Below are 14,228 nucleotides of genomic sequence, written 5' to 3'. Positions count from 1 at the left end.
GATGAACCTGACGATTTTTTCCGGCCCGCCGTCCTCCGGCAAGACCTCGGTCATCCTGAAAACCATTGCCGCGGTGCAGCAGCGCGGCCTGCAGGTCGGCGTCGTCAAATTCGACTGCCTGTATACCGACGACGACGCGGCCTATGACAAAGCCGGCATCCCCGTAAAGAAAGGACTGTCCGGGGCGCTCTGCCCCGACCACTTTTTCGCCTCCAACATCGAGGAAGTCGTGCGCTGGGGCAACCAACTGGGACTTGACCTGCTGATCACCGAATCAGCCGGTCTGTGCAACCGCTGCTCGCCCTACCTGAAAGAGATCAAAGGCGTTTGCGTGATTGACAATCTATCCGGCATCAACACCCCGAAAAAGATTGGCCCAATGCTGAAAGCCGCCGATCTGGTGGTCATCACCAAAGGCGATATTGTTTCCCAGGCCGAGCGGGAAGTGTTTGCCTCGCGGGTAAGCTCGGTCAACCCCCAGGCGGTGGTCATGCACGTCAACGGCCTGACCGGCCAGGGCGCGTATGAACTCGGCACGCTGCTGTATGACGCGGAACAGAGCGTCGCTTCCGTGCAGGGCATGCAGCTGCGCTTCCCCATGCCCGCCGCCATGTGCTCCTATTGTCTGGGAGAAACCCGCATCGGCGAAGCCTTTCAAATGGGCAACACCAAGAAAATGAAACTGGAGGATGAAGGACGATGAAAAACCTGACCATCCGCCAGTTGCTGCAAAAATATCCCTTTGCCGGCAGTTATTTCGAGCAGAACAAACTGGATATTGCCGGCTATGAAGACCGGACCTTCGCGCAGTACCTCGCCCATTTCAGCGAAGCCGAGATCGAGGACCAGGCCATTGACCGGGAAAATCTGCTGGCCGGCCTCAGCCTGTTTATCGAGCAAATGACCGCCTTCCTTGGGCTGGAACAGGAGAGGCGGGTGGAAACGCTGACCATCCTTCCCGGCCGGGACAAATCCGGCCAGGCGGAACAGTTTCAGGAACTGACCGTCCGCCAGTCGGAGATTGTTTCCATCGTCGGCCCCACTGGCTCGGGGAAAAGCCGCCTGCTGGCCGATATCGAATGGACGGCGCAAAAAGACACCCCTACCGGCAGGACCATCCGGATCAACGGCGAGGAACCGGATAAGAAATGGCGTTTTTCGTCCAACAACAAGCTGGTAGCCCAGCTTTCCCAGAACATGAACTTTGTTATTGACCTGACCACGCAGGAATTCCTGCGGCTGCACGCGCAAAGCCGCCTGGTGGAAGATGTGGAAGGGATTGTGGAGCGCATTATCGCCGAGGCCAACAAGCTTGCCGGCGAGAAGTTTGACCCGGACACGCCGGTAACCAGCCTGAGCGGCGGCCAGTCCCGCGCCCTGATGATCGCCGACACGGCCATTCTCAGTTCATCTCCCATCGTTTTGATCGATGAAATTGAAAATGCCGGCATTGACCGCAAGAAAGCGCTGAAGCTTTTAGTAGCTGAAGACAAAATTGTCCTGATGGCCACCCATGACCCGCTGCTGGCCCTGATTGCCGACAAACGGATCATCATTAAAAACGGCGGCATCAGCAAGGTGATTGAAACCAGCACCCAGGAAAAATCCCTGCTGGCTCAGCTGGAGAAAACCGACGGCATGCTCCAAAGCATGCGGCAGAAATTAAGAGGCGGCGAAACATTGACGCCGCAGGATATGCTCAGCCCGGCGCTGTAGCAGGATAAGAACATCGCCTCCTGTGTTATGCGGGCGGGCAGCAATGTGAATCCATCCGTTGCGCGCCAAACCTGCCAACATCTCCGGAGTGCCGACTAATTTGTCAGTAATCCCGTCCTCTTGACACCCGCAAAATATGATTGCCTGAAAAACCATATGGACGTAAAATAATAACAGTATTTATTGTAAAAAGGAGAAATTCATGAAACGGAAAGTTCGTATAGGTATTGCTGGCTACGGCAATTTGGGCAAGGGGGCCGAACGGGCTGTCGGCAATAATCCTGACATGGAATTGGTTGCGGTATTTTCCCGCCGTCCCCTTACCGGTACTGTCAGCGGCGCTGTGGCTGTTTCCATGGATCGGATTGCCGAGTATAAGGACCAAATTGATGTGATGCTGTTATGCGGCGGTTCCGCCACCGACCTCGCCGGACAAGGTCCGCAGCTTGCAGCCTTATTCAACACAGTGGACAGTTATGATACCCATGCCAAAATTCCGGATTACTTTGAAGCTATGGATAGCGTGGCGAAAAAAGCCGGTACAGTGGCAACCATATCGGTTGGCTGGGATCCGGGATTGTTTTCGCTGAATCGCCTGCTGGCCAACGCGGTGCTGCCTGAAGGCATAGATTATACTTTCTGGGGAAAGGTGTAAGCCAGGGGCATTCCGATGCCATCCGGCGCATTGCCGGTGTCCGGGATGCCCGGCAATATACTATCCCGAAGGAAGAACTAATCCGTCGCATCCGTTCGGGTGAAGCGCCGGTTTTTTTCGAAAAACAGGCGCACCTGCGGGATTGCTATGTGGTTCCCCAGCCGGGAGCCGACCTTAATGCGATTGAGCAGGCAATCAAAACCATGCCGGACTATTTTGCCGGCTACGAAACCCGCGTCACCTTTATTACCGAAACGGAAATGGCGGCCAAGCATGCCGGAACGCCCCACGGCGGCTTCGTTTTGCGCAGCGGTTCCAGCGGTCCGTCAACCCGGCATATCATGGAGTTCAGCCTGAAGCTGGACAGCAATCCGGAGTTTACCGGCAACGTGCTTGCCGCCTATGCCCGGGCGGTTTTCAGAATGGCGTGCAACCACTATACCGGAGCCTATACGGTTCTGGATATTCCGTTCGCGTGGCTGTCACCCAAACCGGCGGCACAGTTGCGGCGAGATCTGCTCTAGCTGCCGCGTCCCAGACATCCTTAATCAGTCTCAGCACCCTTTTCCCGTTGATAAGGGATGTTCCGCTGGCTTGCAGTCCGAACAGGCCTGATGATAGTATGCACTTTCTCCGCGAACTTCCGCATGGGTGCCCGTGCATGCAACAGTGCGGTTTTCCAACCTGCTGCAAGAGAAAGGACGGTGGAGCTGATTGCTTATATCTGTCAATCGTAAAAAAATACATACCCTGGAAGGAAATCGGCCGGCTTAGCCGAATAAATAAGTTAAAAGCTGGAAACTATCCTGAGGGAAGGTGTGGTATGAACCCGATTTTTACTCTGGCAAGGCGTATGAGTGGCAAGAGCCTGCTTTTTTCTTTGCTGTTGCTTTGTCTTTTTCTGTTCTTAGCCGCTCCGGCCGATGCGGCGGTCAAACCCGGCGCAGAGGAGCACTGGTTTAACAAAGGGCTGCAATATGACTCCAGGCAGGATTACAATAAGGCTATTGCCGCTTACAGCCAGGCCATCGCTTTGAATCCGCAATATGCTGACGCCTACTATAACCGCGGCAATGCCTATAAAAACAGCGGTGAATACGACAATGCCATTGCTGACTATACCCAGGTTATTGCTTTGGCGCCGCAGAACATGGACGCCTGGCGCAGTCGGGGCGATGTTTATGCGGAAAAGGGCGACTATGACAAGGCTGTTACCGACTATACCCAGTTCATCGCTTTAGAGCCGCAAAATGCCGAAGCCCATAATAACCGGGGCATCGCGTACAGTGACAAAGGCGACTATGATACAGCCATCACTGACTATACCCGGGCCATTGCTTTGCAGCCGAAGTATGCTACGGCCTACTATAACCGGGGTATTGCTTATAAAAACAAAGGCGACTACGATAAAGCCATCGACGACTACAGTCAGGCTATCGCCTTGAACCCCCGCGACGCCTCTGCTTATAACAACCGCGCCAATGCCTATGTTATGAAAGGTGACTATGATAAAGCCATCACCGACTACAGCCTAGCTACCACCCTTGATCCTGACTATGCCGTGGCTTACTACAATCAGGCGCTGGCATGTGAAAAGGCCGGCCGGCTTGCCGAGGCCGCCGCAGCCTACCGCGCATTTATCAGTCATGGATCAAATCAAGATGAAGAAGAGGTAACCTATGCCCACCAGCGCCTGGCTGCTATCGGCGGAGACCGTTAGCGATCATCTTTTTGGACGGCGGGATGTTTATAAAATCTATTGACACCAATAAAATGGCTGTGTTATGATAATAAAAATTAAATGCGGGGCTTATTGCTTAGCTGATTAGTAAACTAAAGGCTAAGGTTGCAGAAATGTAACCTTAGCCTTTTTTGTATTTGGTCGGCTAAAGCCAACAAGAAAGAAGGTACACACGTGAAAAGAATCTACCCATGGCTGCCGGTACTATCCATCCTGCTGGCGCTCGGTCTGGAAGCCGGACTTGAAAATACCGGCGGGCATATTCCTGCCCAACGCCCTTATCAAATCTATTTTTTAGCTGTCTTGCTGGCCGTGTTCTCCGCAGTGGCTGCCGCTTCCCGTTTCAGCGCCCGGGCAAAAGCTTGGATCGGCGACAAAGCCCTGTTTGTCGCTGTAGTCATTTTACTCCTGACTCTATATAATCTGGCGACGAAAAAATTCGGCTTTCTGCCGGTGATCTTTTTTCCTTCCGCTGACCGAATCCTGAGTGTGCTGGTGGAAGATTTTGATTTCCTGATGATCTGCCTGGCTGCTTCCGGCAAGCTGTTGTTTACCGGATTCATCCTGGGGGCTGCTGCCGGATTTATCACCGGCATTGCCGTCGGGTTCAGCAAGACTGCCGGCTACTGGATCAATCCTCTTGTCCGCACCTTGGGTCCTATTCCGTCCACAGCCTGGATTCCGGTGGTGCTGGTTAGCTTTCCCACTACCTTTTCCGCCAGCGCCTTTCTGATAGGGCTGGCTGTATGGTTTCCTACGGCGGTTATGACCAGCAGCGGTATTTTGAATGTGCAAAACGCCTATTTTGAGGTGGCCAGCACTCTGGGAGCCGGGAAATATTATCAGATTTTCCGGGTGGGAATTCCCGCCGCTATGCCCCACATGTTCATCGGTATCTTCAACGGGACCTGCGCCTCGTTTATCACCCTGATGACAGCTGAGATGCTGGGGGTTAAAAACGGCCTTGGCTGGTACATTAACTGGCAAAGGGAAATGATGTCCTACGCCAATGTCTATGCCGGACTGATCATGATCTCGGTCACGTTTTCCCTTCTGATCACTCTCTTATTTAAAGTGCGCGATACTGTGCTGGTCTGGCAGAAAGGGGTTATCAAATGGTAGGAGAGATTCGGGCCGAGGGAGTTGCCAAACGGTTTTTTCAGCAGGATGAAACCGAAGTCATCGCTCTTAACGGCATTAACCTGACGATTCAAGCGGGAGAATTTGTATCCCTGATCGGTCCTTCCGGCTGCGGCAAATCCACGCTGCTCCGCCTGATTGCCGGGCTGAACGGTCCGGATGCGGGGAAGCTTTATATCGACGGGGACGAAATCGAAAAGCCTTCCTATGAACGGGGCCTGGTGTTTCAAAACCCACTTTTGTTTCCTTGGCTGAATATCCGGGACAATGTGTCTTTTGGCCTGAAGGCCCGCAAAATATACAGGGAAAGGGAGGAAGAGGTAGATCAGTTTATCGACCTGGTGGGACTTTCCGGCTTTCAAAAATCTTATCCTCATCAGTTGTCCGGCGGTATGGCCCAAAGAGCTTCCCTGGCCAGAGCGCTCATCAATCATCCCAAAGTCATGCTTTTGGATGAACCCCTTGGGGCTTTGGACGCTTTTACCCGGATGAATATGCAGGATGAATTGATTCGCATTTGGCAGGAAAGGAAGATGACTATGATCATGGTGACCCATGATGTGGATGAAGCTATCTACCTGGCCGACCGGGTGATTGTCATGACTCCCCCGCCCCGGAAAGATCGAAAGTATCATTGAAGTGGGCCTTTCCCGGCCAAGAGCCCGCAGCAATCCGGAATTTCTGCACCTTCGCACCAAGATTTTGTCGATCTTGGATTATGCAGGAAACATTAAAGAGCCTGGTTATTATTTGTAAAATACATTTTAAAAGGAGAAGATCGAATGAAGCTCAAATTTAAAATGATGATTGTCACTATACTGTCAGCAACCTTGCTGATGGCCGGATGCGGCGGACAGCAGACAGCCGCCCCCAAAGCCGAAGACTATGTCTTAAAGGTGGGCTACGCCGGCAGCTTATGCGAAGGTCCGATACACATGGCCTATGAGAAAGGTTTCTTTGCTGAAGAAGGCCTGAAAGTGGAGTTGGTCAAACTGGCCGCCGGCGGACCTATGTTTGAAGCCGTTACTGCCGGGAAGATAGAAGCGGGATTTGGCCTGATGGCCAGTCTGATTCAGCCGCTCTCCAACGGATTGCCGGTTAAAATCACTACCGGTCTCCACACAGGCTGCGACAAGGTACTGGTTCCTCAAAATTCCGGCATCAACACCGTCGCCGACTTGAAAGGCAAACGCATCGGCGTTCCCAGCCTGACCAGCAGTCCGGTTATGTTCGCCAAACGCGCCTTGGCTGCTGCCGGAGTAGGCGTAAGTGAAAAGAACTTAGAAGTGGAATTTGTCGTGTTCAGCAACAGCGAACTGCCCCTGGCCCTGCAAAAAGGCGCTATCGACGCCATTGCCGCCAATGACCCGGTAGCCTCTATCGCTGCCCAAGAGTATAATCTGAACATCCTGCTGGATTCGGCTGTCACCGCTCCCTACCATGACCAATATTGCTGCGTGGCTTATGTCAAAGACACTCTGGCTAAAAACAATCCGGAAATAGCCGCCAAATATACCCGTGCTATGCAGAAAGCCAGCGCCTATGTTGCTCAGCATCCCGAAGAAGTCGCCAAAATTCAGGTAGAGAAAAAATATGTGGCCGGCAACGCCGAATTTAACGGTAAGGTATTAAAGACTTACAACTATATCCCCTCGGTTTCCGGCGCTTATAACGCCTTCGGTGTCACTGCCGCCGAGTTGCAGAACGTCGGCATGCTCGGAGCCGCCGCTGATGTGCCGGCTCTGCATAAAAACAGCTTTGTCACTCTGCCGGGAGTTCCCGATACAATAAAATAAGTTAAGAAAAAGCAAAAGCGGCAAGATAGTTGCCGCTTTTGCTTTAGAAGTATATAAAACTAAAATCCTCTTGCCCGATACGCTCCTACAATCCGGTCGACTGCTTCCTTCAGAGTAGCACGGGTGCAGCCGAAATTCAGGCGCATGAAGCCCGAGCCCTGAGCGCCGAAAGTAGCGCCATTATTTAATCCCACTCTGGCTTCTTTGCCAAAGAAATCAGCCAGGGCCTGATCACCGAGCCCCAGTTCCCGGCAATCCAGCCAGGCCAGGAAGGTGCCCTCAGGCAATGCGATCTCGATTTTGGGAGTTTCTTTGCTGAATCTTTCCGCCAGGTAAGCGGCATTGGCGGCGAGAAAGGGCAGCAGTTCATCCAGCCAGGGTCCACCGTGCTTATAGGCGGCTTCCATGGCGACGCTGCCGAAGACAGTGCTTTTGGTGATGCTCAGGGTGGAAATGGCCTCATAGAATTTTTGGCGAAGTCCCTTGTCGGGAATCACTACGGCTGAAGTATACAGGCCGGCGGTATTGAAGGTCTTGCTGGGGGCCACGCAGGTAAGCGTCAGGCTTTCGATTTCCGGATTCAGGGAAGCCAGAGGAATGTGACGGTGTCCGGAATACACCAGGTCGCCGTGGATTTCATCCGACAAAATGATCAGGTTATGGGTCACAGCGATTTCCGCCAGTTTTTTCAGTTCAGCGGCGCCCCAGACCCGCCCCACCGGGTTGTGGGGGCTGCATAAAATCAGCATTTTGGCGTCAGAGGCTTTGCGCGCCAGGTCCTCAAAATCCATGCGGTAATGGCCATTCTCCGCAATCAGCGGATTTTCCAGTACAGTCCTGCCGTTTTGCAGGACGGAGGAGAAAAAGGGAGGATACACCGGCGGCTGAATGATTACCTTGTCCCCGGGGTTGGTCAGGGTTTGTACCGCCACCGCCAAAGCGGTGCACACTCCGGGGGAATTCACCATCCACTCCGGTTTGGTTTCCCAGCCATGACGCTGTTTCAGCCACTCTGAAAGCGCTTCAAATCCCAGAAAGCGGGGAGAGGGATAGCCAAAAACGCCGTGGGCCACTCTGGCCTGGAGGGCTTCCAGCACAGCGGCTGGCGGCGGGAAGTCGGTGTCAGCCACCCAGAGGGGCAGCACGTCTTTGGCACTATACAGCAAATCGGCGTCATCCCATTTCAGGCTACCGCTGTTGCGGCGGTTAATTTCCGTTCCAAAATTGATCTTGGTCAATGCAGTCACTGCCTTTCGTAACAAAATGTGATTGTTCGTTGAAACATTGGCTCTCGGGATATCAAGCATCAAAATGAGAGAAAAGCAAAAAGGCAGATACTTCGGAATAAAAGGGAAGTACCTGCCTTCAGTCTACTGATCAGCCCAAATAATAAAATATGAAGCTGGTAAAAGAATACACAATTTCTGAGTTGGTGTCAATAGCCAGCGGAAGAAGCCTTTTTTACTTTTCCGACAGGAATCAGGCCAACAAGGAAGTGCGCATGGTCCATTCCCTCTATACATTAAAAGCCGCGGTCCTGATAAGCGCGGGTGATCCGGTCGATGGCCTCGGTCAGCACCGCGCGGCTGCAGCCAAAATTCAGGCGCATGAAGCCCGAGCCCTGAGCGCCGAAGGAGTATCCCCTATTCAGTCCCACTCTGGCTTCCTTGGCAAAGAAATCACTCAGGGCATCGTTGTTCAGGCCGAGGGCCCGGCAGTCCAGCCATGCAAGAAAAGTGCCTTCCGGCAGGTTGACCTTGATTTTTGGGGTTTCCCGGCTGAATCTTTCCACCAGGTAGGCGGCGTTGGCGGCGAGAAAGGGCAGCAATTGTTCCAACCAGGGCCCGCCGTGCTTATAGGCGGCTTCCAGGGCGGCGCTGCCAAAGACATTGCTTTTGGTGAGACTGAGTGCCTGAATGACGTCGGCAAAACGTTTGCGCAGCGCTGTATCAGAAATCACCACGGCTGAGGTGTAGAGGCCGGCGATGTTGAAGGTTTTACTGGGGGCAACGCAGGTCACCGTAATTCTGGCGATGTCTTCGCCCAGAGAAGCCAGAGGCGTGTGGCGGTGACCGGGATAAACCAGGTCGCTGTGAATCTCGTCGGACAGGATGATCAGGTTATTGGACAGAGCAATTTCAGCCAGTTTTTTTAGTTCGGCAGCGGTCCAGACCCGGCCCACCGGGTTATGGGGACTGCAAAGAATCAGGAGTTTGGCGTCGGCGGCTTTACGGGCCAAATCGTCAAAATCAATCCGGTAACGGCCATCTTCAGGAATGAGCGAATTTTCCACCACTGTCCGGCTGTTTTGCAGTACTGCAGAGAAAAAGTGCGGATAGACCGGCGGCTGAATGATCACTTTATCTCCCGGTGCGGTCAGAGTTTGCACGGCAATTGAAAGCGCGGTAACCACTCCGGGAGAGTTAACCATCCACTCCGGTTTGGTTTCCCAGCTGTGACGCTGTTTCAGCCAGCCGGCCAGCGCCTCAAATCCCAGGAATCGCGGGGAGGGATAGCCAAAGACACCGTGTGCCACTCTCGCCTGAAGAGCATCCAGCACAGCCTGCGGCGCAGGAAAGTCGGTGTCAGCTACCCAGAGCGGCAGTACGTCTTTAGCGCCATACAGCAAATCGGCGTCATCCCATTTCACACTGCCGCTGTTGCGGCGGTTAATTACAGTATTAAAATCGATCTTAGTCAATACAGGTCACTGCCTTTCAAGATAAATTCCGGCAACCGGATGAACATGACACCCTCCTTTCGCAGGGGTATAGAAAGACAAAAAGGCAGATACTCCCACAAAAGAGGAGTATCTGCCTTCAGTCATTCTGATCAGCTGAATCACAAGCTAATGAAATTGATAAAAGGATACACGATCTTTGGCCTGATGTCAATAGAAATAATGAAACAGTTAAGACGGGTAAAAGCAGTAAAAATTTATTGCTGCAGAATCTTTTCTTTTGACTTTGGAGAAATGTGCTATACTAATATACAATTCTATTTTATGATACAATTGCGTATTTGCAAACAAAAATTTTTACACAGGAAGGAGCACCTTTGGATGACCGTATATAAAGCCTTGACCATTGCCGGCTCCGATACCAGCGGCGGCGCCGGACTGCAGGCTGACCTGAAGACATTTCAGGAGCTTGGCGTCTACGGCATGACCGCCATTACGGTGATCGTCGCCCAAAATCCTGCCCGCAGCTGGGCCCACGACGTATATCCTCTGTCCCTTGAGGCGCTGGAAGCGCAGCTGGATACCGTGCTGGCCGGCATCGGCGTCGACGCTCTGAAAACCGGCATGCTGGCCAGCAGCGAAATCATTTCCCTGGTAGCCAGAAAACTGGACCAATACAGAGCCAAAAACATCCTGATAGACCCGGTCATGGTGTGCAAGGGAACCGATGAAGTCATGCATCCGGATGCGGCGGTGAGCATTCGTCAGGATCTGGTGCCCCGGGCCACCATCATTACGCCCAATGTCTTTGAGGCATCTCAGTTAAGCGGCATGCCCATCCACTCTGTAGAGGACATGAAAGCCGCGGCTGCCAAAATTTATGAACTGGGTCCCCGCTATGTCCTGGTCAAGGGCGGTGCCAAACTGGGCATTGCCGCAGCGATTGACGTTTTATACGATGGCAGCCGGTTTGAAATCTTCGAAGCCTCCAAGATTAGCACCACCTACACCCATGGCGCCGGCTGCACTTATGCCGCCGCCATTACCGCCGGCCTGGCTCAGGGCCTGTCGGTGCCGCTGGCGGTCAAGCAGGCTAAAGAGTTTGTCACCCTGGCCATTCAGCATTCCTTCCCGCTGAATTCCTATGTGGGCCCGACTTATCATGCGGCTCACCGTCTGAAACAATAAGCAGAAGCCGGAGCCTCTCCCGCAACGGGATGGGTTCCGGCTTTTAAATTATGCGTCATCTCATGAAGGAAGAAGTATTTTCTGGCGTTCTCTGTTGTTTTAAACGGCATGGGATTATATAATGAAAATTGAGATAATTTTTGACTAAAAACCATGCTTATCGGAATTCCGCCATAGGAGATGAGAAAGTGGCTAATCTACGGGCAGTATTATTTAAAAGGCCGGCAGTTTATTGGAATGATAAACAAATTGTCTTTCCCTTTGCCAAAATGGAAGCACTGTTATACTACCTTTTGGTTAACGGGGAAGCTACCCGTGAAAATTTAGCCGCACTTTTCTGGGGGGACAGGGAGGATAACGCCGCCAGGCAAAATCTGCGCAACACGGTTTATTTGCTGAGAAAGACCCTGACGTCGGACCTGCTGATCACGTCATCCCGCGCCAGTATTGCTTTAAATCCTGCCTTGACGATATCGACGGATCTGGAGTTATTGACGGCAAATCAGATCGCGGAATTTCTGGGAAAAAATCCGGCAGAGTTTTTAGCGGGGTTTTCCTGCAAGGACGCGGCCGGTTTTGACCATTGGGTCAGCGAAAGGCGCGAGCAGTTCCGGAAGACCGTAATCGGTTATTTGACCAAGTGGATCCTAAAAATGATCAAACAGGAAGAGTATACGGCTGCCACAAAATATCTGCATGAATTAATCAGTTTGGATGCTTATAATGAAAGCGCTTACAGGACCCTCATGAAAATATATGCCAAAGAGAATTCCTATACAGCCCTGGAGATCTATCGGGATTTGGAACGGAAAATGGAGCAGGATTTAGGTCTGGCCCCCAGCATGAAAACTCAGGAACTCTATCATCGGATTAAGACCAGGAAAAGCGTCCCAAACGTTACCCCGGAATTAGCTTCTTCCAGCCAGCAGTTTTTCGGACGGGAAAAGGAATTGCGGCAAATCCGGTCATGGCTGGACAAGTTTCATCGTGGCAGTCAGGGCGCAGGAATGCTTTTTTTGCAGGGAGACCAAGGCGTCGGCAAAACAACCATTGTGGAAGCATTGATTCCGGCTATTCCGCCGGAGAAAAACAATGTATTTCGCACCCAATGTTATCAGGCGGAAGCGGAATATGACTATAAGGCCTGGAACAGTATTTTTCTGCAGGCAATGGCATTTTTAAATACGGCTCAAGTACATTTGCCGCCACTTTGGCAACAGGCGGTCGCTTATGCTTTTCCCACCGTAAAGATAAAAGAACAACTGCAGCAGGACGCAGTCATGGATGCTTATACATTCAACACGGCCATGCGGGAAGAAATTCTGTGTGCGGTACTGGGCCAAGCCGCCGGTTTGAAGAAAACCGTTTTAGTGATAGAAGACATTCACTGGCTGGATCAGCGAGGCTGGTCCTTGTTATGGCAGATTCTGCACATTCACGGAGAGAATATATGCTGTGTGGCGACCGCCCATAGGGAATATTGGCAGCAGATTGCAACGGTCATGGAAAAATTTGAACGGGATACTATGCTGGAATATTTGACGGTTGAACGGTTTAGTGAGCAGGAAGTGATGCAATTAGCGGCTCTGCGTCTGCCCGGCATCAGCTATAAGATGCAATCCAGGCTGTATGATTATACCGGCGGCAATGCGCTGTTCTTAAATGAATGCCTGAATCTGATGGCGGCCGGCAGCGATATCACTCAAGGGTCCATTCGCCTGAACTGCGTATTAAAAGAACGTACCGGCAATGTTTCTCCCAATGCCAGAAAGATTTTAGAAATTTGTTCCGTTTTTTTTAATAATGTCCGTTATGAGACATTGCTGGCCGCTGCCGCCATGAATGAATTCGAACTGGTGGAAGCGTTGGAAGAACTGGCGCAAAAACAGTTGTTGCTGCAGGATCTTCAAGCGGATAAAAATGATCGTGATCTGGCCTATCGGTTTTATAATCTGCAGACTCGCAGCTATGTCTACAGTCAGATGTCAACCGTCAGGCAACGGATGCTCCATAAGCAGGCGGCTTTCTATCTGGAGCAGCAACTGCAAGAGGGCCGGCAGAACAAAGATGTTTATGAACATATCTTATATCACTATACTAATGCCGATGAAAAGCTGAAAATATTGGACTATACGATTCGGTTGGCGGAAAAATATTTCTGCCCCCAGTATGAAATGTTTCCGGAACTGAATCCATCCTATCCGGCAGGATATGTTGATTTTCGGGAGAGCCGCAGCCAAATTACTGCATGCTTGAGGAAAATAGAGGAACTAGTCAATGTATTGGCCGCAAAAAATATTCCGGAGGAGCAATTGGCTATTTATAAGGCGGCTTATTGGGAAATGTCCGGACGGTATCATATTTGGCGGGGAGCGCATCTGCAAGGTGTGAGGCTGATTCACCAAATGCTGCGCTTAGCCGCGGCAAAAAGATTCCGGGACTACCAAATCAAAGGGTATCAGCAGATTATTTATTGCGGCATTCAAACCCGTAAGGCTCATTTGATCCAACGATTTGCCCTGAAGCTGCTGCGTTTGACGGAACACGACCCAATTCCCGATAAAAAAGCGACAGCCCTGCGCTTCCTGGGGATTGCCTGTGCCCTGAAGGGCCAGCAGGAGCAAGCCGAGGATTATTACCGGCAATCTCTGGCCTTATTAAAAAAACTTGCGGGGCGCAATCGTTTCTATGCTTTCCCGATTGCCGCCGCCAATAATTACATTGGGGACTTACGACGAGAAACCTTTGATTATACGGCGGCGCTGCGGCATTATGAACAGGCGATCCGGATCGCCGGGCGGAAAAATATCAGCGAAGGGGTAGCCTTATTTTATATTAATGCCGGCTATGCCGCGTTTCAACTCCGGGATTATACGAAAGCCGGCGCCTATTTTACCGATGCCCTGTCCGTGGCGGAGGGGCTGGGGGATCAAAAAGGCTATTGGTATCTGCGCGGATATTGCACGCTTAATTGCATGCTGGCGCTGATTGCGGTCAGACAGGACCATCCTCAGGAGGGGAAAAAACATCTGGAGCAAGCCGGGGAATTCCTCAAACAGTATAATGATCCTTATCAAAAGGCGATAGTTTTTCGGACGCAAGCAGAAATCAAACTGCTGATGCAAAGAAAAAAAGAAATAGCTGCCGTATTTGCTGATAAGCTGCTTTTACCGGCGGCGGAATATCATCAGCAGGCGCGAATCATCTTTAATAAGCTGGGGAAAGCAGCTGAACTGGCATCGCTGGAAGAAATAATGGCGGCGTACGAAAGCAATAATCAAATCAAAAGCTGGTTCTGATGCAGTTGTACTG

Annotated in this window: 9 protein-coding genes and 2 pseudogenes; 9 read left to right on the top strand and 2 right to left on the bottom strand. The window is 51.7% G+C overall.

Annotated features, from left to right (window positions below; translation table 11 throughout):
• Window position 1: 1 nt before the first annotated feature.
• The 7 genes and pseudogenes from ALO_RS07165 (at window position 2) to ALO_RS07135 (ending at window position 7,048) form a co-directional block, all read left to right on the top strand.
• A complete protein-coding gene (locus ALO_RS07165) occupies window positions 2–703 on the top strand; it encodes a GTP-binding protein (RefSeq protein WP_004094283.1) in 702 nt (233 codons plus the stop codon).
• Window positions 700–1,716, top strand: a complete 1,017-nt coding sequence (locus ALO_RS07160; protein ID WP_004094282.1) for an ATP-binding cassette domain-containing protein — start codon at window positions 700–702, stop codon at window positions 1,714–1,716. Before ALO_RS07165 ends, ALO_RS07160 begins: the two co-directional genes overlap by 4 nt.
• Window positions 1,717–1,918: 202 nt before the next feature.
• Window positions 1,919–2,895, top strand: a pseudogene (locus tag ALO_RS07155) (diaminopimelate dehydrogenase).
• A 299-nt stretch (window positions 2,896–3,194) separates the two neighbouring features.
• The gene (locus ALO_RS07150; RefSeq protein WP_004094276.1) at window positions 3,195–4,091 is read left to right on the top strand and encodes a tetratricopeptide repeat protein; all 897 of its coding nucleotides are present in this window, start codon (window positions 3,195–3,197) and stop codon (window positions 4,089–4,091) included.
• Between the two features lie 195 nt (window positions 4,092–4,286).
• A complete protein-coding gene (locus ALO_RS07145; protein ID WP_004094275.1) occupies window positions 4,287–5,234 on the top strand; it encodes an ABC transporter permease in 948 nt (315 codons plus the stop codon).
• A pseudogene (locus ALO_RS07140) lies at window positions 5,228–6,008 on the top strand (ABC transporter ATP-binding protein). The gene ALO_RS07145 and the pseudogene ALO_RS07140 overlap by 7 nt, the downstream one beginning before the upstream one ends.
• A 26-nt stretch (window positions 6,009–6,034) precedes the next feature.
• Window positions 6,035–7,048: an ABC transporter substrate-binding protein gene (locus tag ALO_RS07135; protein WP_004094273.1), complete on the top strand. Its 1,014-nt coding sequence runs from the start codon at window positions 6,035–6,037 to the stop codon at window positions 7,046–7,048.
• A gap of 59 nt (window positions 7,049–7,107) precedes the next feature.
• On the opposite strand, the gene ALO_RS07130 is transcribed toward ALO_RS07135, so the two are convergent.
• Window positions 7,108–8,295, bottom strand: coding sequence for a MalY/PatB family protein (locus ALO_RS07130; RefSeq protein ID WP_238528228.1), 1,188 nt, complete (start codon window positions 8,293–8,295; stop codon window positions 7,108–7,110).
• A 275-nt stretch (window positions 8,296–8,570) separates the two neighbouring features.
• On the bottom strand, window positions 8,571–9,749 hold the full coding sequence (locus tag ALO_RS07125; RefSeq protein WP_004094271.1) for a MalY/PatB family protein: 1,179 nt from the start codon (window positions 9,747–9,749) through the stop codon (window positions 8,571–8,573).
• Between the two features lie 360 nt (window positions 9,750–10,109).
• Between ALO_RS07125 and pdxK the strand changes: the two genes are divergently transcribed.
• Both pdxK and ALO_RS07115 read left to right on the top strand, forming a co-directional pair.
• The gene (pdxK, locus tag ALO_RS07120; RefSeq protein WP_004094270.1) at window positions 10,110–10,916 is read left to right on the top strand and encodes a pyridoxine/pyridoxal/pyridoxamine kinase; all 807 of its coding nucleotides are present in this window, start codon (window positions 10,110–10,112) and stop codon (window positions 10,914–10,916) included.
• 188 nt (window positions 10,917–11,104) lie between these two features.
• A complete protein-coding gene (locus tag ALO_RS07115) occupies window positions 11,105–14,215 on the top strand; it encodes an AAA family ATPase (RefSeq protein WP_004094265.1) in 3,111 nt (1,036 codons plus the stop codon).
• Window positions 14,216–14,228 lie beyond the last annotated feature (13 nt).

The sequence above is a fragment of the Acetonema longum DSM 6540 genome (assembly GCF_000219125.1).
GTDB lineage: Bacteria > Bacillota > Negativicutes > Sporomusales > Acetonemataceae > Acetonema > Acetonema longum.
The sequence above is the reverse complement of the archived record's forward strand: the minus strand, read 5'-3'. Positions and strand labels throughout refer to the sequence as shown.